Genomic DNA, 18,700 nt, shown 5'->3' with positions numbered 1-18,700 from the left:
AAATTTGCGAAGAGAACAAAACGGTTATGGTGCATAGAATACTTCATGCTAGACAAAACTGGGTTGACATATTGTAAATTAAAGTTATTTAGATACGATCCTGTTATTTGGACATGTACCTACTACTGAGATATGCGTTTAATAAACGCCAGTGAAGATTTTTGCCGTTTGCGGCAATTTTCTTCACTGGGCACATACGCAAATCCAACAGACAGCCAATCACAAAGTGGCCAATCGCTACAAATCTGCAACGATTGGCCACTTAAGATATGTTATCTAGCTAAACATGTTATCTAGCTCAATATGCTATCGATATTCTTCTTATTGCTTAAATCATCTTCATCAAGAAAATCCATCTGCTTTATTCCGCTTAATCTTGCAATAAGCGAGACCGGGAATGTAACAATATTTTGATTAAGCACACTGATATTACTATTTACAATTCTTTTTGCTGCAGCCAATTGCTCGTTTTCGTCGTTTACTTCTTCTTGCAAATTCAAAAATTGTTCAGAAGACTTTAATTCCGGGTAAGCTTCTGCCAAAGCATAAATCTTCCCTATTGCATGATTCTGATTTTTCATTGCCTCGCTAGAATCAGCAGAGTTTAATCCCCCTCTTAAACTCACTAAATCAACTAATGTTGTTTTTTCGTACTTTGCAAACGATTGCGCAACTTTAAGCATTTGGCAAATCGTGTCGTATCTTTTAGCGAGCGCAATGTCAACATTTTTTTGCGACTCTTCTATAATCACTCTATATTTTCTTAGTCTATTTAACGTGCCAATAAACCAGCCAATAGCCACTACAAGCACTGCTGCAATGACTATTAAAATAATCTCATAATCCATAATGTCTCCTTTATTTTTAGCTCTTTCTAGTCCTAATTGTCTATAATTTTACAATTCGCTAGTATTTTCCACTTTTGCAATTCACTAGTATTGCAATTTTTTAGCTTTTAATTTTGCAATTTCTCTCTAATTACGTTGATTACTTCATAATACTCAGCCAAAACATCTCTAAATTTTTCATATTCTCTTATTAAAGATAGATTTTCTATTCCAGATTTTCCTGGAGCGACAAATAAATACCGACCAGAGTCAAAAGCTGCAATAATATGCTCGCTATCTATATATATGCAAACTCTCATTCGTTTTTGCAAATTATTCAATACTTCTATAAAACTTGGATCCAACACAAGCTTTGTATAAAAATTGTCCGTAGAAAAGATTGAATACGAGTTGTTAAATTCAATAGATTCGGTTTGAACTTCGCTCTCCTCTTTTGTTTTTTTACCATAGTATCCATTTAGTTTTTGCCCCATAAAGTTCTTTCCAGTAACGGGGACGATTCTAATGTGACCATTTATATTGGTTTTTGAATTCATCAATAAGACTTGCCCAATAAAATCAGTTTTTTTGACAGTTTTTCCACTTTCACTTCTAGAAAAGTGCATTGCTTGCATGTTTGAAAATTCGGTTTTAGATTCATCGCCAAAAATTATGTGTGTATTTGAATAATACCTACTCGATATTGGCAGAAGATTATTAAAAATACTGTTGTCAATTCCTTCAGAATCTTTTAATACTGTTCCCGGTAGAATCGCATTCAAAATCGGCGTTAAAACATTATCCGCATATAGCGCATTTACATCAACCTTATTACTTACAAAAAACTTACCACCAAAGCAAATAACAAAAGCAATTACTATGAGTAAAGGATATTTATAACTAGAGTAATCAAACGAAGGAAGATAATTGCCAACAGCGCCAATAATCAGAACTACTGGTATTAATGGAATCAAACGCATTGGGTCAAAAGCGTTGTTTTTGACGCCTTCTTTTAACTCATTTAATTTCCCTTGCATTTGGGGAGATTTTTCTAATCTATTAAGTTTTTCTAAAACTTCGGGATCTGTAAACACGCTACTATGCTTTACATTCATCGTCATCTCCCTCTTATAATCGCCAATGTTTTTGTAACAACATTTTTATAACAATATTTTTATAAAAGGCATAAAAGGCTCTTATATTTTTTTATCATAAATAACCATTATTTGGAATAGTTGAATTTGCGATAGTGAAATTTGAAATAGTGAAATAATAACCACTTTGATTTTGAACAACTTTAATTTTGCTAGCAAAGTATCTTAAATGTGATTATTTTCAATAAAGATCTAATACAAAACAAATAGCAAAAAACAAAATAACACAAAATAAACAATATAACAATTTATAACACATTAATTTTCAACTACTTTAATAACATTTAGCAAAGCGTATAATGAACTTGAATTTATTCCTTAACTTATAGGAAATTCCAAAATGGTAAATAAACTAAAAAATATTTGGAGCGTTAAATTAACTACTGCTTCACTCGTACTAATACCAGCTGCAATCGGCATAAATTATGTTGCAAAACTATTTGCAAGCATGCTAAAACTACCACTTTGGCTTGGCACACTAGGCACTTGCATTTCAGCTTGCTTAGCAGGACCAGTTGTAGGCGGAATTGCAGGATTTTTAACTAATATTGTTTATGGCTTAACGATTGATCCAATTTCTACAGTCTATAGCATTACAGCTGCAGCAATTGGCGTAAGCGTTGGAATCGCTGCACGACTAAAGTACATGAACAAAGGCCTACACATTTTTATAACAAGTCTTATTGTTGCAGCAATCGCAATAATCATCTCTACACCTCTAAACATGATTTATTGGGGCGGAACCACTGGAAACGTTTGGGGTGACGCTGTTTTTGCAGCAATGGGATCCAAAGGCTTCTTTGCATCATTCGTAGATGAGCTTGTTGTAGACATACCAGACAAGATTGTTGTTTTGTTCCTTGCAGCTGGAATTTATAAAGTTCTTCCTAAGAGCTTAATAGCAATCTATCAATCCGATGACGAAGATCTTGATAAATAAACGTTTATTGCAAGCAAATAAATCGCATAAACGCTAAGATTTACAAGTTTTTATAAGCACAATAAGACGAGATACTATGAAAAGCATCAGCCTATTTGAAGATAAGCATTCGTTTCTAAACGGATTATCTGCAAAAACCAAGCTTGCATACGTAATATGCGCTACAAGCACGCCGAGTTTGCTTGGAGGCTATACTTCTTTCGCTATCTTTATTATTTTGAGCCTAATATTACTTGCAACATCAAGGGTCCTAGCAAAAATAAAAATCGTAATACAAGTTACTGGTTTTATTATTGTAACTATTTTTATAGTTCAGACTTTCTTTAGATCGGGAAACTACACGATTTTATTCAAACTAGGACCTTTGATTGCTCGCAAAGAAGGTTTTGAAGTAGCAATGAAGATTGTGCTTAATATATTAAATATTTCGTTTGCATTTTGTGTTTTAACGCTTACAACTAAACCTTCCAATATGATGCAAGAGATGATACAAGCTGGTTTACCACCTAAAATGGGCTATGTTTTTGTCTCGCTATTTCAAATCATTCCTCAAATAACACAGCAAACTTCGACTATTGTTGACGCTCAAAGAAGCAGAGGATTGAAAACAAAAGGTTCCCTAATAACTCGTTTCAAAGCTTTTTTGCCTTTAATATCCCCGATTATAATGTCTTCATTTATGAGTTCTAAAGAAAGAACTATAGCTTTAGAAGTTCGCGGATTTTCGTGCAATAATCAAAAAACATTCATAAAACCGTTTAAGCCTAGTAAATACAATACGCTATTTTTATGCGCTTGTTTAATCGTAATAATCGCATCTATTATTTATGCGTTACTTAATCATTTAGGATATGTAGCATGGCAGCTATTCATATAGAGCACTTAAAATATCGCTATCCTTATAGTAAAACTCTTGCGCTAGATGACATTTCTTGCGATATTCATAAAGGCGAATTTATTGGAATAATAGGTGCTAATGGAGCTGGAAAATCAACATTATCGCAAGCGATTTTAGGTCTTGTTCCCAATCTTTACCACGGAGCGTACGGCGGAAAAGTCGAAGTAGACGGTCTTAACGCAAAAACTACTCCAATAGACAGTCTTTGCAAAAAAGTTGGGCTGGTTTTTCAAAATCCTTTTAATCAAATTACAGGCTCGAAGCTTACTGTGTACGAGGAGATTGCTTTTGGTCTGGAAAATATTGGCATTGAGCAAAACGAGATGCAAAATCGCGTAGAGAAAATCATGGAGATGCTTAACATTTCTAATCTTAAAGATTGTTCTCCATACGATTTATCTGGCGGTCAAATGCAGCGCATGTCTATTGCCGCTATTTTAGTTATGCAACCAGAAATAATAATTTTAGACGAGCCTACTTCGCAGCTTGATCCTAAAGGTTCGGAAGAGGTTTTTAAGTCTGTAGAATCCTTAAAAAATCAGGGTCAAACTATTATTATGGTTGAGCATAAAATGGAAAAAATCGCGCAATATAGCGACCGCGTAATGCTTTTAAGCGAAGGAAAACTCGTTGATTTTGATACTCCGCAAAAAATCTTTTCTCGCGAAGACTTGGAAGAATATGGCGTAAATCCTCCTATTTATACTCAAATTTGCAAAAAACTTTCGCTAAAAAGCGATAATGGTTTGTACCCAATAACTCTTGAGCAAACGTCACAAATTTTGCGCTCGCACGAAGGGAATCTCTTATAATGACTCCTACTATTGAAATACAAAACGTGTCTTTTTCTCATACTCCAACATCACAAATATTCGATGATCTCAATTTATCTTTTGCTCCTGGAGCATGTGCTATTGTTGGTCAAAATGGCACTGGAAAAACAACTTTGCTTAAAATCCTTAGAGGTCTTCTTACGCCGAAATTCGGAAGCGTTTTATTAAATGGAAAAGATATTGCAAAATGTAGTGTTCCATCTCTTGCTAAAGATATTGGATTCGTATTCCAAAATCCAGATGACCAAATTTTTGAATCAACTGTTATACGCGAAGTAATGTTTGGACTTTTGAAAATTGGAATTGATAAAGATAAAGCATTGATTCAAGCAAAAGAAAGTCTAAGACTTGTAGGACTTTTAGATAAAAGCGAAGTAAATCCTTACGATTTAAGCCTTTGTGAAAGAAAAATGGTTTCTATTGCGTCGATTCTAGCAATGGATACGCAAGTTGTTATTTTAGACGAGCCTACAATCGCTCAGGACGATTGCGGCAAAAATCGTATTGAGTCAATTATTAAACGCCTTGTTTTGCAAGGAAAAACTGTTATAGCTGTTCTTCACGATATGAATTTTGTGGCTAGAGTATTTAATCGAGTTGTTGTGCTTTCCAATGGCAAGGTTCTTTTTGACGGCAGTGCGCGAGACGCATTTATGCAAGATAAAATACTTTCTAGCGCACAACTCGATAAGCCAGATGTTGTAAAGCTGTGTGAAAAAATGGGTTATAAAGATACGTTCCTATCTGTTGAAGAGTTTGTGAACTCATATCGGTTGAAGAATTTGTAAAAGACTATTACGCACAATAAAACTACCGACTGTAAAATAAAGTAGCAAAGAAAACAAATGCACAAATCGCGCAATTTCTTAAAATTAGTATTAGTTAATACACATTAATATCAGCAAACGCAAATCAAGTTTGACAAACACAAATCCATTCGCTATAGTCTTCACTTATCACCATTTCGACTAGTAAAGGAGTGCACATGTATCATACAAATATGATGACAAATTGTTGTTGTAACGTATGTTGTTGCGCATTTCTTAATCGAAATGATGTTTGCAAGCACTAAGTATGCATAACATCTATCCTGTGTTAAAAGCATTTGCGTTAAAACACAGCAAATCACGATTCAAGAAACAGCGCGCTGTTTCTTTTTTTTATGCCAAAAATCGAATATAAAACGTTAAAAAATAACAATTTAATACATGTTAAATATTAAAACGAATAATGGCATCTTTAGAAACAGCAAATAAAACAATAGTCGCTTTATTAATAAAAATTATTTTTAAAAATTAAAAAACAAATTAAACAAAAACAAACAAGTAAAACAACAAACAAGTAAGGGGAAATATTATGTCTAATATCTACAAGTCCGTGCAAGAACTCGTAGGCCACACTCCACTTATGGAGCTTACACACATTGAAAAAGAGTACAATCTAGCAGCAAAAATCCTCGTAAAACTCGAATACTTTAACCCAGCAGGCTCTGTAAAAGACCGTATTGCAAAGCAGATGATTGAAGAAGCAGAAGCCGCAGGCACGATTAAACCAGGCTCAGTAATTGTTGAGCCAACCTCTGGAAATACTGGCATTGGTCTTTCAATGATTGCGCAGACAAAAGGATACAAAAGCATTATTGTAATGCCAGAAAGCATGTCTATTGAACGCCGAAAACTCATGAAAGCATACGGCGCAGAACTCGTTCTCACACCTGCTAAAGATGGAATGAAAGGCGCAATCGCCAAAGCGAAGGAAATCGTTGAAAACACGCCAAACGCGTGGACTCCTGGGCAGTTTACCAATCAAGCAAATGTGCACGCACACTACAACACAACAGGTCCAGAAATTTGGCAAGACACTGACGGAAACGTGGATATTCTTATTGCAGGCGTTGGAACAGGCGGCACAATCACTGGTACTGGCACATACTTAAAAGAGCAAAATCCGCATCTTGAAGTAATCGCAGTAGAACCAGCCGACTCCCCTGTGCTAGCAGGCGGCAAGCCAGGAGCGCACAAGATTCAAGGAATCGGCGCAGGATTCGTGCCAGATGTACTCAACAAAAACATTTATAATCGCATTGTTCACGTAACAAATGAAGACGCAATCGAAAACGGCAAGCTTATAAGCAAAAAAGAAGGCGTGCTCGTAGGTATTTCTTCTGGAGCTGCAATCTGGGCAGCAATCCAAGAAGCAAAAAGAGAAGAAAACAGGGGCAAAACCATCGTTGCAATACTGCCAGATTCAGGAGATCGATACTTGTCTACAGCATTATTTGAAGACTAACTACATTTAGGAGACTACTTTAAATACGCAAGTTTTGATTAAATAATAAAAGAATAATAAATAACATTATTAGATAATGATCAAAACTATAGAATAAAGAAAATAGAAAATAAAGAAAATAGCAAAATAACGGGAGAAATGTATGAATGATCGCCTTGATCTTATAAATCAACTGAACTCAATTCACGATTCAGACATAAGACAAGCTACATTCATACCTAATTACCGAAATATTATTGCGTTCATACATGCGACTCAGGTGTTACTTTTGCCTGAGTTGCATGTGCGCAATGAAAGCAACGAGGCTGCGCAACTCAATGATAGTTTGAATACTAATGATAGTTTGAATACTAATGATAGTTTGAATACTAATGATAGTTTGAATACTAATGATAGTTTGAATACCGTTGCTTCGAACGCGTTAAGCACTATAGAACGCATTATATTCCGTGAACTTCAATGCTATACAAGCAACACAATTAAAATTCGAGAAATTTGCGATCAATTTATAAATACTCTTCCTGCAATTAAAAAGCTACTTTTAACAGATATTCAAGCCATATACGAAGGCGATCCTGCTTGCACAAGTAAAGTAGAAGTCACGCTCGCATACCCTGGTTTTTATGCAATGCTTATTCACCGCACAGCACACGCACTCTACGAACTTAACGTACCGCTAATTCCTAGACTTATGAGCGAATACGCGCACAGAAAAACTGGAATCGACATTCATCCAGGAGCAAAAATTGGCGCATATTTCTGCATAGATCATGGAACTGGCATTGTAATCGGCGAAACAACTGTAATCGGCGAGCATGTTAAACTTTACCAAGGTGTAACGCTGGGTGCAAAAAGTTTTGCGCTAGATAATTGTGGAAATCCTGTAAAAGGCGGAAAGCGGCATCCGAATATTGGAGATAATGTTGTAATCTACGCAAACGCAACAATTTTAGGCGGAGAAACCACAATCGGCAGCGGAAGTATAATCGCAGCAAACGCGTGGATTAACCGCAGCATTCCTGCAAACACAACCTACCACTTCCCTAAAGCCTAATACGCTATCATGCTCTGTCTTTTATAAAACCGCAGCACTCAATTTCTGCTAACTCAATAAAACCAGCAGACTTATAAAAAGCAATAGTTTTTTCGGTGCAATCCGTAGTCAATTGAATTTGACGAACATTCGGGTAACAATCCACAATCGCATTTAACAAAGCAGAGCCTATCCCCTTGCGTTGATACTCTGGCAAAACGAGAATATCTTGAATAAGAACAACCGTGTATCCATCGCCAACAGCTCTAGCAATGCCAACCAGCTCATCATTTTTATATGCAGCTAAAACCTTGAGTGAATTATTAAAGCCATTTTCCAAGGCGGGTAAATCATCTGTATATGAAGACCAGCCAACGGAATCATATAGTCTTAAAATATCTTTGCTATTATATTTTTTATACTCTTTTATTTGCACGTCTGTTAAATTCATTTACAATAACACCTCGCAAAATATAGCAAAAGTACGCGATTCTAAAACGTAAAAATGTAAAAACATAAAAACGTAAGAACGCGTACTTGTAAGAATACTTAGCAACCGCTACAACAGCTGCAACCTATGCAACAGATGCAACGGCTGCAACAGCTACTTGTTAAGTTGCACAGTCTCGTGATCCATGCCCATCTTAAACTTAAGACCTGCACGCTGCCACATGCGATATTCACCAACTGCAGTAAAGAGAACATCTGTGGAAGAGTTAAGAGCGGTTTCACACGAATCCTGAATCACGCCAATAATAAGGCCAATTGCAACTACTTGCATAGCAATATCGTTTGAAATACCAAACGACGAACACGCAAGAGGTATAAGCAAAAGCGAGCCACCAGCTACACCAGATGCGCCTGCAGCGCTAACGGCAGAGAGAGCAGACAGAATCACAGCCGTTGGAATATCAACATAAATCCCAAGAGTGTGAGCAGCACACAAAGCCATAATCGAAATCGTTATAGCAGCACCACTCATATTAATGGTTGATCCAAGCGGTATGGAAACCGAGTAATTGTCTTTGTTAAAGCCAAGCTTTTCGCACAAATTCATATTTACAGGAATATTTGCCGCAGAAGAACGCATAAAGAACGCTGTAACTCCCGAATCGCGCAATGTTCTTAATACAAGAGGATACGGATTCTTGCCAGTAAGAACGAAAACCAAAATAGGATTTACAATCAAAGCAACAACAGCCATAGTGCATACTAACAATGCAATAACGGAACCGTATTCACTAAAAATACGAAGACCATTGCTTGAAACTGTTGTATAAACAAGACCCATAATGCCAAAAGGCGCTGCATTAATAATCCAGTGAACGATTTTTCCAATAGCAGACGAAACGTTGTCAAAGAATGCTTTAGTGGAAGGCTCAGCCAAGCGAAGCGCTACGCCAAAGGCGATTGCCCAGAATAAAATACCAATAAAGTTGCCCTTAGCAAGAGCATCTACAGGATTTACAACAATATTTAACACAAGAGAATTAAGAACTTCACCAATTCCTTGAGGAGATGGAGAAGATGCTGCTTCAACATGCGCAAAAGTGAAGTCAACAGGGAAAATCATAGCTGCGCATACAGCTATAAGGCTTGCAATAAACGTAGAAAGTGCATACAACACGATTACTAGCTTCATGTTTCCAACACTTTTTGCTTTTGCAAGCGCGCCAATCACAAGGCAGAATACCAAAATCGGAGCAACAGATTTAAGCGCGCTTACAAACAGCTTTCCCATAAGATCTAGAACGTAAACGTGAGCTGGCACAAAAAGACCAAGTGCAGCGCCAAGAAAAAGACCGATTACAATACGCAAAATAAGGTCAATGCTATTCCACTTTTGAACAATCTTGTGCATGAGAGTCTCCTGTAATTTAGTTTGTGCAGAATATTTTATACTCTTTTATTTGTATTCATACTCGCAAGATTTTTTTTATTTTTACATATTATACACACGTATGCATATATATGCAAATCGTTAAGTTTCAGCGCTTTAACAATGACTTTTGCTTAAAAATAGATCTTTTTAATCATCTAATCCGCATAGCTAGTATTTGGTAATTGAGGCAAAACGGCAAGCAATCCTGCACTAAAAATCAGCGCTAGTATAGGCAACAGATGCCATTGGAAAGTAGATGAGAACGCAAATCCAATCCAAGATCCGCTAGTAGCACCAATCGCAAAAGCGAGTCGCGCCCAACCAGAAAACTTAGCGAGCATATTGCCTTTAAACAGAATCTGCCGAGAAACAATAATCGGCTCTACTAGTAACATTCCGCCAATCGCCTCAAGGAAGAATGCTATGCACATAATTGGCAAAAAGCTACTAAACATAAAGCAATAAGCAACCACACTTGTCGCAATACCCAAAATCGCAACTTTTCTTAAACCGAGCTTTTGAGACGAATGCGCATACAAAACGGACGCAAGCACGCTTCCTACGCCACTGAAAATATACAATACTGTTAAAGATTTAGAGCCATATTGCTTACCAAGACCAAGAAGAATATAAGAAACAGAACATGCAGGAATAAAAGCAACCAAAAGAGAGCCAGCAAGAAGCATGATTTTACTCTTGAGTGATGGATTCGCAGATTTCTTAGCTGCAGATTCATTAGCTGCAGATTTGGAATATGCGTTATTTTCCAGCTCCGCTTGATTTTCCTTATCTTCCTTATCTTCCTTATCTTCTTGAGACTCGTTAGACGCTTGCGAAATATCTTGCTTCATAATAAATCGCGTCGCACAAGCCGCAAAAGAAGTCACGGACGAGAAAATCAAAACCGCAGGAATAGACCAGCTTGCAATCCAAGATCCAAGCGGCGAGCCAAGCAGCGTTCCAGTAATACTCGCCAAAATACTCACAATGCCGCTGTAGTTTACAATCATGCTGTCGTCGCCGCCTGCAGCATCAACTTCGAAAACTTCGCTAGCAATATCAATCACTTGACCTGTAATCAGCAATGCGCAAGAAAGAGCAACAAGCGACCACTTCCAAGCTGGAGAAGAGCACGGTATAAGAAGCGGCAGCAAACTGAGCACGCCTTCCACGCCTTCAGTCATAGCAAGAGCGCGAAAACCACCAAGCTTATCAACAATCCAACCAGAACATGGCGAAAGAAAATCGGCAACCGTCATAAAAGTCTTACGAAAACCAATCACCCAAGCTGGCAAGCCTACAATAATAATCGAAGGCAAAACCGAGCCTTCATACGCTTGATTTCCGAGCATAGAAAAACAGAAGCCAACCAAAGCCCATCGCAATGCTGGACTAATAGATCTCATGCGAATAAAGATATTATTCTTACTAAAAATTGACTTCATAACAACCAACTCTCCCTTAAAGCTCTTGCAAAATCGAAAATCGTTAAACAAAATTTGATACAGATTACCACACGTCTTACACTATGTAGTGCGATTGTACCTGATTTACGGCGTGTCGCCATACAAACACACTACACAAACACACAAAACCGTAGTGCGATTGTACTGAATTTCAGCGTTTTTTAATACAAACACACTACAAGGCAGGTCGTCGTTCGCGCGGTCTAAGCGCACGAACGTCTTCGCCACGCAGAAGCAGTGCTTCTGCCTTGAGTGGCTCAGCGAATCGAAGTGCACTCGCGCGCTACGCTATTCCTCGCGGCTATTAGTAGCCGCTCGGCTGATTTGGCATGTAAAGTCCACTGGACTTTACATTTGAGCCAAATCACGCTTTGAAGGAGCATGAAATACGTTTTGCAATTTCAAGCTCAGTCAAAGCGCCCATGCAAATCGATTCGCGACACGCCGCCAGTTTTACTATACGAAAATCATATGGTAACGTTTTCGCAAACTTAAAACCAGCTACCTAGCTAATAGTCATATCTTTTCAACGATGAAAGGAATACTCAAATGTCTACAATCAAACGCGTAGCATACGCAATACTACACAACTACGGAAAAATGAGCCACGAAAGACTAGAACTACTCACATACTACTGTCAAGCACAATACTTATCTACAACAAACCTACAACTATTCCCCAACTCATTCCAAGCATGGAAAACAGGGCCAGTATGCCTAGAACTATTTAACATATGCTACCTAACACAAGACGAAGTAAGCGAAAACAACATTATATTTAGCCCAATTGAACTATACAAGACATTTAACTGCTCTCAACTACGCATAATCTACGCCGTCTGCGACGCGTTAAAAGATTACACTACACAAGACTTAGCCACTAGAGCGCGCAGTGAACTACCATGGATTGACGCTAGAAGAGGCATTAACACTAACGACGCATGCGATACTGAACTATCACACAAGATCATCCACGACTATTACACGAAAAACCCTGTAATTGCCGACGGGCGCGCGAACACAAGAAGTAGAAGCGTTGAAAACGCTATACGCAGACTAAGAGACGCGCATCTTAAAAAATGTAAGCAAGCAGAAAAAGAAAGACTAGAAGCACAAGCACAAGCGCACGCGGTTAACAATCATTGTAAAGAACTTGTAGACGCTGAAAACATGGTAATGCGTAAAATCAGAATGCTAAACGAGTTCAAAGACATGTCGGATAATAATATTAAAACTCGAGCACGCATGATAGCTAGAAGCCTAGGAAAACAATTATGCGAATACGAGAAAAACGAGATTAAACGCCAAAACTTTCAACACAACCTAGAAACAGTAAAACAACAAAACACGACCCAAACTAGCAACACGACTAAAAACAGTGGAAACACTACGACTGGCACGAACACTACTACTGGTGGAAAAACTACGAGAAGCGTAAGCACTACGACTGGCTCTAGCAGCACTAATGCAGCCAGCAAAAACACTGCAACTAACGCAAACGTAGATAAGACTAGTAAAAAAGCTAAAACTAGCACGAACACTACGACTGGCAAAAAAGCTGCAGCCAGCAAAAAATCCAAGACTGGTGGAAAAACTACAACTAGCACAAACACTACGACTGGTGGAAAATCCAAGACTGGCGAAAAAGCCAAAACTAGCAGAAAAGATGAAGCCAACGGAAAGAGTGAAGCCAACGGAAAAGCCGCAAAAAGCAAAGATAGCTGACGCATTTTGCGCGACTCTACAGCAATTCATGATGTGGTAAACAACAAAACAATAACAAAAAACGCCACTGTTTGAGCAGTGGCGTTTTTGCGTTTGTGAAGCTAAAGGGGGCAATTGAACTTGACGGCTTCCCCTTCAGCAAAAAGGTCTTCCATTCCCCCGTTCAGCACCTCCATAGGAACCTCGCGCTTGTCCTCCGAGTAGCAAAACGTCACCACGAGTCTGTCCTCATGTAAATAGATTTTGTCGACAAAGTATTCCAGAACGGAATCCCTCATTTCTGGATTGTCGAAGTCTGCATGAAGGAACCTGTCGAAGTACGCTTGATGTTTACGGACAGCTGCCTTGAGTAGAACTCGGCCATGCCCTCCATCATCGTCTCCATGAGCACCGACTCCGGCGAATCATCTGACGTAGGCTATGCGATGAGGCAGATCGACATAGGGCATCGCGAATCCGCCGTTTCGCATCCGCAAGCTCGAAACGGTCACGCACCAGCCTGTACGTCTTCCACAGGATGACGGCGGCCGGCCTTATCGTGCCCAACTCGGAGAGCATGAGCTGGTACTGCGGGCGGTCGATCGTCGTGCCCTACATGGCGGCGTCCTCGTACTCCTTCACAATACTGTACCCGTGAGCCTTGGCGAACGCCTGTGCCTGCTCCCGCTGCTAGTCTATCGACGCCTCGTTCTGGCTATAAGAAGAGAAGCGATAGTAGGCTATGGCGAGGTTGTTATCGCTCTGCTTGAACTTGTTGACTCTCGACACCTATCACTTCGCATCCTCATCTGCGCTCTGCCTGTCGATGAACGCTAGATACTGCTCATATTTCTTCAGCATCATGTTCTTGGCATACTGTTCCATATAGGCGTAGTCAGGATCACCGTTATCGTCAATAGGAAGCATGAGTTCAAGCCTTTTCATACGTCCAAGCGTTGCACCATTCCCGCCCCAGTTGAACTTAGCTTTCATTTGGCTCTTAAATAATGGAATTAAAAACTGTGCAATCCAAGCATTTAATTGATGACCCGTGATGACCTGAATGTTTTGACCTGTTACAAATAGGTGCGGCTGCCAAAAAGCTGTTTGTGTATCAAGCCCCACAGTAATACATCCAGCGTTATCTGAACCATAAGAAAGATTCTTGTCACTCACAAAGCGAGCGATGCCATTATCGGCGTCTGTTCTCGTTACATATGGAATATCTTTGTCACCACCGTCAATTATTCTGATTCCATCAATACTGCTGTTTGTGGTAGCAATCTTGAACAGTCCACTATCACCGAATGCGCGAAACTTATTCCATTCCTTCTCTTTCAGTGCAGAGATAACCTTGTATTCCAGCTGGGAGAGCTGCCCAGCAATGTAGTTCTTATACCGCATGAGCATACCCCCCCTCATCGTGGAGGCGTACTGCGCCATATAGTCGTAGTCAGGCTCGCCGTAATCTGTCACGGGGAGCATGACCCTGTCACCGCGAAGATGTTGTTGGTTACGTTTGTAACCATGACTGTACTTCGCCTTAATCATGTCTTGCGTAGCAACAAAGAATAAACCCGTATCAAGATTCAACCAGTTGGCATAACCATATATAACATCGCTTGTCGAGATAAACGTCTCCTTTTTATATATTGCGAATCCAGCAGCTCCATCTCCGTTCTTTATAAATCCAATACAGTTGCCTGATTGAATAAGTTTATGTGCTGCTCCATCATCAACAACAACGCAGAGAACGCCATTATGACGGTTAGTTGCTCCAATATAGTTCACGCCCTCATCGCCTTGATTAAGATGATTCAGTCCTTTACTTTTGCCTGAAATAAATTTGTCAAATATTTCTACAATAGGCTGGGCCTTCCATTCCTTCTCATTCAGCGCTTGCACTATCATTACCTCCCTTCGTGTTCTCGAACAGGTACTCGCGGTTCTGCATGACCATCGAAAACTCGAACGTCAGGTAGTCGCCGATAGTCTTCTCGAAGTCGACATCGGTCGGTATCTCGTCATTGAAGTAGTAGAAGCTGTGTAGCCACTCGTCATCCGGCTGCACCGTGGACTCGACGCAGAACTTCGACGGAGCTTCGACACGGCCGAACCACACGTCCAGAAGATAATGGCGCTTGTCCTTGGCAGAGTCACCCTCGACGAGTCCTACGTGCGCCCTGACCTCGTAGCCGTCATCACGAAAGTCGATGAACTTGCAGACCTTATCCTTCGGATGCGGCTCATATGCTGTAAACACTGCAATGACCGGGTTAGTACCCACACCGTAGAATGTATCCGTATTGCACGTGATGACGCCCTCGAGCGTATGATGTTTCATGATGCTTTCCTTGAAAGCCTGCTCCGCCTTTGATTTTCCTGTCATGGATGACTGAGGAACGATGACAGCAGCACGCGCACCCACAGTCAACGAATCCAACATGTGTTCAATGAACGAAAGCTCGTACTGACTCGGGTCTTTCTTCGTGCCCTGCGAGTACGGAGGATTCATCAGACCGACCGTTGCCCCCTTCATCTGAACCTGTGCTGGGTTTTTAACCAGAAAGTCGCTGCACTCGAGGTTACTGTTGCCGTCACGGCGCAAAATCATGTTGGCAGCGGCAACCGCGAACATATTGCTCTGAATCTCGAAGCCGTGGAGCTGCTTCTTCTTGATGCTCTTACGCTGCTGGTCGCTGTCCGCCATGGAAAGCATCTTATGCATCGCGGAAATCAGGAACCCAGCCGTCCCACACGTTGGGTCTAAGACCACATCGTTCGGCTGAATATCCACCAATTCACACATAAGGTCGGTGATATGACGAGGCGTAAGGATGATGCCCAGCGTCTGCCCGTCACCACCCGAATAGCTCATAAACTCACCATAGAAGCGCCCGATAAAGTCCTCGGAGGTCTTCTGATACTTGATATTCTTGAACACGTGCTCGTACAAGAACTCCGTATAGAACTTGAGCGGCGTCTTGGCCAGCGTCTCGTTGACCTCGTTCAATCTGAAGCTGGTCTGCAAGATGGCGAACTCAGCAAGTAGCTTGTCCTTCTTCGCGTCAGGGCCCACGTTGGAACGGGTCAGACGTGTCTTGATAGCGTTCATCAGCTTATCACCGTCGCGATTGCCCGCAATCTGGTCGCCCGTCAGGGAATCGACGCTGAATCCGCCGTACTCGATTTCATCCAGTGCCAACAGGATGCCTGCGACAACCAATGGCTTATCTTGGTCTTTCAGCGTGCCGTACGTTCTCAGATACTCGTGAAGCTCAGCAGCGTCCTTGAGAATCTGTTCCGTTGTCTTTTCAACATCAGTAGCCTCTTCCAGAACGTACCTCGTGTAATACTCGTTGATGTTTCCCGACGAGAACCAGACAAACGATTCAATGTTCGGTAATTGCTTATAGCCCTCGCGGTCATCGACCCACAGCGGCGTAATCTTGTGATGCTTCTCATCACCGGACACGCCGACAGCAAACACCTTCTTGAAAGGGCTGTTCTGGGCAATATGTTTCCCGTAAAAGTAAGCTCCGTTAACCGCATAGTCGGTCACGGACTTGACTTCCGTATCAATCACGCCTTTGTCAGTTAGATTGACGTGCTTGTCAAGAGCTGCCTTATCCTCGATGACCAGCACAAAATCGCCGATGACGGCGACGTACTCTGGATAACCTGCTTTGCCAGTTCCTCGCTTCGACGCCGTCTTTAAGGCGTCATTAATCTCCTTAGTATTACTACCCTGAGCATCAAACTTGATGCCGCACTCATCGAGCTGTTTTGCGACCCAAAGGTCTGTCTTTACCTCTTTCTTTGCCATTATATCTCAGCCTCCTTTGCATTCTCCTGAATCCACTCATGCAGCATTGCTGAAATCGAGGTATTCCTCTTAGCTGCAATAATCTTCAGTTTCGTTTTATCTTCGTAAGTCACAGAAAGCGTCAATTTTGTACGCTCCGTACCCTTCTTTTGTTCTTCTTTTTTCATCTGTGCACTCCCATATACGTAATTACGTATATTATATATCATTTTCTCGTATAAATCAACATCTTTCGTGTCCACGAGCTTCACTAAGAAGCTAAAATAAGCTGCTCCCGAGTTATAGGCCAAAAAGTGTGTAAATCTAAGATGATGAATATTCTGTGGCATAAATTAGCCTCAGCACTGTTACTAACTAAGTAAACAAACTGAGAAAGTAACGGTCATATGTTACTGGTGCAGTACATAAACTGCGTTAATAACAAACAAGCGGCGTTATACGTTATTCACGCAGTACGTAGACTGCGCCAGTAACAGCGTTTGACGATGTATTGTTGAATATTCAGACAATTCTTGCTTCAAACACTCCTAGCTTGAGGAATAACCCACATTCGATATGCTGTGAGCTCTACTGCCGTAAGAGTTATGAGCTGATTTTTTACACACTTTTTGTCCAAGTGGCGAATGTGCAGAAAATAGATTCGATTACCGCAAAGCGCTTGTATCGAAGGCCTAAGACATGATTTCTTACACACTTTTTGGCCTATAACACTTCTTTATCGTCTCTTACATATATATTTCCTCCTCATCTTTCTCGATAAACAAAAAACGGGCGACAAACCGATAGGATTTCTCCTAAAGGTTCACCGCCCGTTTTTCATTCGTGCGTTATAAACGTTGGTCGCTTTTAAGTGCTTCCACAAACTAAAAAAACAGGGCCACTCAAGTGCGATGACCACTCATGAACTATTTAATTCTGAGTCAATTATACCAAAGATAAACTCTCCAATCAAGTCTTTTTAAGCCTCTGAGCTACTCAAACACAGGCTTGGAAACACCCATTTCTGATAACCCCCAACGCAGGCAAGACATACAAGAAAACCGAGCACAGAGAAAAAGGCAGAAAATATTTTTTTGAGGGCAGTGTGTGGAAAAACTGGGTTTAATTTTTTCCACACACACCACGCCTTTCCCCTGTGCTCGGCTCTTCTTCTTCGTGTGGCGAGCGGCGCGAGAGCGCCAGCGAGTCACAAGCTCTGTCTTTTTACTGCTTTCTCTTGAAATCAAAAGAGCTGAAGGGGGTTTCTAGCAAATATGCCGTTAAAGCGCTCTAAAACGCGTTTTAAGTGATGTTTCGCCCTTAGACGCAAAGTTATCAATTCTGCCGCAAAACGTTTGTATGAGCCTCCTGAACGCCATACAAAAAACGAGGGCTGCGTTAGCAACCCTCGAATTGATAGACAAGCGCGAACTCATTCTTGAAAAAGAATAGAGTTCAACGCTTCCTCTTTTGGTGGAGTCGCGGGGAATTGAACCCCGGTCCGGAAACCGTACCCTCGGTCTTCTACGTGCGTAGTCTGCTGGCCATTCGGCAGTTTTTCTGCCCCCATGTTATCGCAGACAATTCATGGCGAGCATATCTACAGTAAAAGTCCCTGAATCACCCTGCAGCCCAGCAATTCAAGCAAGTCTTCTAATGACGTTCAGCACCACCCCGAAGACGTGAGTGGGTAAACGGAGCAGCTGCTCACTGGTTAATCCTGGCGCGAAGCTCAGGCAGCGAGAGCGAACTCAGTGCGATTAGATTTAGCACTTATTCTTTTGCGAAAGGACGTTTACGAGTGGACTTTCGCATTCTCGGCACGCTTCCCCGCGGCGAACAGATCACCGTCGAAACCGATCGACCCCT

General features: G+C 40.7%; 16 protein-coding genes and 1 other RNA gene. 8 read left to right on the top strand and 9 right to left on the bottom strand.

Going from position 1 to position 18,700, the window contains the following annotated elements:
- Positions 1-293: 293 nt before the first annotated feature.
- Positions 294-848, bottom strand: coding sequence for a LemA family protein (locus AC1EKB_RS01175; protein WP_415694261.1), 555 nt, complete (start codon positions 846-848; stop codon positions 294-296).
- Between the two features lie 107 nt (positions 849-955).
- Positions 956-1,942, bottom strand: a complete 987-nt coding sequence (locus AC1EKB_RS01170; RefSeq protein WP_481248600.1) for a DUF3137 domain-containing protein — start codon at positions 1,940-1,942, stop codon at positions 956-958.
- Between the two features lie 379 nt (positions 1,943-2,321).
- On the opposite strand from AC1EKB_RS01170, the gene AC1EKB_RS01165 reads away from it, so the two are divergent.
- The 6 genes from AC1EKB_RS01165 to epsC all read left to right on the top strand — a co-directional run bounded on the left by AC1EKB_RS01165 (position 2,322) and on the right by epsC (position 7,995).
- Positions 2,322-2,921, top strand: coding sequence for an ECF transporter S component (locus AC1EKB_RS01165; RefSeq protein WP_415684202.1), 600 nt, complete (start codon positions 2,322-2,324; stop codon positions 2,919-2,921).
- Positions 2,922-2,997: 76 nt separating this feature from the next.
- On the top strand, positions 2,998-3,798 hold the full coding sequence (locus AC1EKB_RS01160) for an energy-coupling factor transporter transmembrane component T family protein (protein WP_415694260.1): 801 nt from the start codon (positions 2,998-3,000) through the stop codon (positions 3,796-3,798).
- On the top strand, positions 3,780-4,631 hold the full coding sequence (locus tag AC1EKB_RS01155) for an energy-coupling factor ABC transporter ATP-binding protein (RefSeq protein WP_415694259.1): 852 nt from the start codon (positions 3,780-3,782) through the stop codon (positions 4,629-4,631). The genes AC1EKB_RS01160 and AC1EKB_RS01155 overlap by 19 nt, the downstream gene beginning before the upstream one ends.
- Positions 4,631-5,440, top strand: coding sequence for an energy-coupling factor ABC transporter ATP-binding protein (locus AC1EKB_RS01150; RefSeq protein WP_415694258.1), 810 nt, complete (start codon positions 4,631-4,633; stop codon positions 5,438-5,440). The genes AC1EKB_RS01155 and AC1EKB_RS01150 overlap by 1 nt, the downstream gene beginning before the upstream one ends.
- A gap of 568 nt (positions 5,441-6,008) precedes the next feature.
- Positions 6,009-6,941: a cysteine synthase A gene (gene cysK / locus AC1EKB_RS01145; protein ID WP_481248599.1), complete on the top strand. Its 933-nt coding sequence runs from the start codon at positions 6,009-6,011 to the stop codon at positions 6,939-6,941.
- A 142-nt stretch (positions 6,942-7,083) separates the two neighbouring features.
- Complete coding sequence (gene epsC / locus AC1EKB_RS01140) at positions 7,084-7,995, top strand: serine O-acetyltransferase EpsC (protein ID WP_481248598.1); 912 nt, start codon at positions 7,084-7,086, stop codon at positions 7,993-7,995.
- A gap of 7 nt (positions 7,996-8,002) precedes the next feature.
- On the opposite strand, the gene AC1EKB_RS01135 is transcribed toward epsC, so the two are convergent.
- From AC1EKB_RS01135 to AC1EKB_RS01125, 3 genes are all read right to left on the bottom strand, one after another.
- The gene (locus AC1EKB_RS01135; RefSeq protein WP_415694255.1) at positions 8,003-8,425 is read right to left on the bottom strand and encodes a GNAT family N-acetyltransferase; all 423 of its coding nucleotides are present in this window, start codon (positions 8,423-8,425) and stop codon (positions 8,003-8,005) included.
- A 153-nt stretch (positions 8,426-8,578) separates the two neighbouring features.
- Entirely contained in the window at positions 8,579-9,835 is a 1,257-nt protein-coding gene (sstT, locus tag AC1EKB_RS01130; RefSeq protein ID WP_481248597.1) for a serine/threonine transporter SstT, read from the bottom strand.
- Between the two features lie 176 nt (positions 9,836-10,011).
- Positions 10,012-11,301 (bottom strand): MFS transporter, encoded by a 1,290-nt coding sequence (locus tag AC1EKB_RS01125; RefSeq protein ID WP_481248596.1) that lies wholly within the window; start codon positions 11,299-11,301, stop codon positions 10,012-10,014.
- 570 nt (positions 11,302-11,871) lie between these two features.
- On the opposite strand from AC1EKB_RS01125, the gene AC1EKB_RS01120 reads away from it, so the two are divergent.
- The gene (locus tag AC1EKB_RS01120) at positions 11,872-13,047 is read left to right on the top strand and encodes a Panacea domain-containing protein (protein ID WP_415694252.1); all 1,176 of its coding nucleotides are present in this window, start codon (positions 11,872-11,874) and stop codon (positions 13,045-13,047) included.
- A gap of 383 nt (positions 13,048-13,430) precedes the next feature.
- Positions 13,431-13,568 carry a hypothetical protein gene (locus AC1EKB_RS01115; RefSeq protein ID WP_481248595.1) on the top strand — a complete coding sequence of 46 codons (138 nt, stop codon included), beginning with the start codon at positions 13,431-13,433 and terminating at the stop codon, positions 13,566-13,568.
- A gap of 250 nt (positions 13,569-13,818) precedes the next feature.
- On the opposite strand, the gene AC1EKB_RS01110 is transcribed toward AC1EKB_RS01115, so the two are convergent.
- The 4 genes from AC1EKB_RS01110 to ssrA all read right to left on the bottom strand — a co-directional run bounded on the left by AC1EKB_RS01110 (position 13,819) and on the right by ssrA (position 18,699).
- A complete protein-coding gene (locus AC1EKB_RS01110; RefSeq protein ID WP_481248594.1) occupies positions 13,819-14,931 on the bottom strand; it encodes a restriction endonuclease subunit S in 1,113 nt (370 codons plus the stop codon).
- On the bottom strand, positions 14,915-16,852 hold the full coding sequence (locus tag AC1EKB_RS01105; RefSeq protein WP_481248593.1) for an HsdM family class I SAM-dependent methyltransferase: 1,938 nt from the start codon (positions 16,850-16,852) through the stop codon (positions 14,915-14,917). The genes AC1EKB_RS01110 and AC1EKB_RS01105 overlap by 17 nt, the downstream gene beginning before the upstream one ends.
- Entirely contained in the window at positions 16,852-17,181 is a 330-nt protein-coding gene (locus AC1EKB_RS01100) for a hypothetical protein (protein WP_481248592.1), read from the bottom strand. Before AC1EKB_RS01100 ends, AC1EKB_RS01105 begins: the two co-directional genes overlap by 1 nt.
- Before the next feature lie 1,121 nt (positions 17,182-18,302).
- Positions 18,303-18,699, bottom strand: a transfer-messenger RNA (tmRNA) gene (gene ssrA, locus AC1EKB_RS01095).
- Position 18,700: the final 1 nt, after the last annotated feature.

The sequence above is a fragment of the Gardnerella sialicivorans subsp. sialicivorans genome (assembly GCF_056746795.1).
This window is presented reverse-complemented; position numbering and strand designations above follow the sequence as displayed.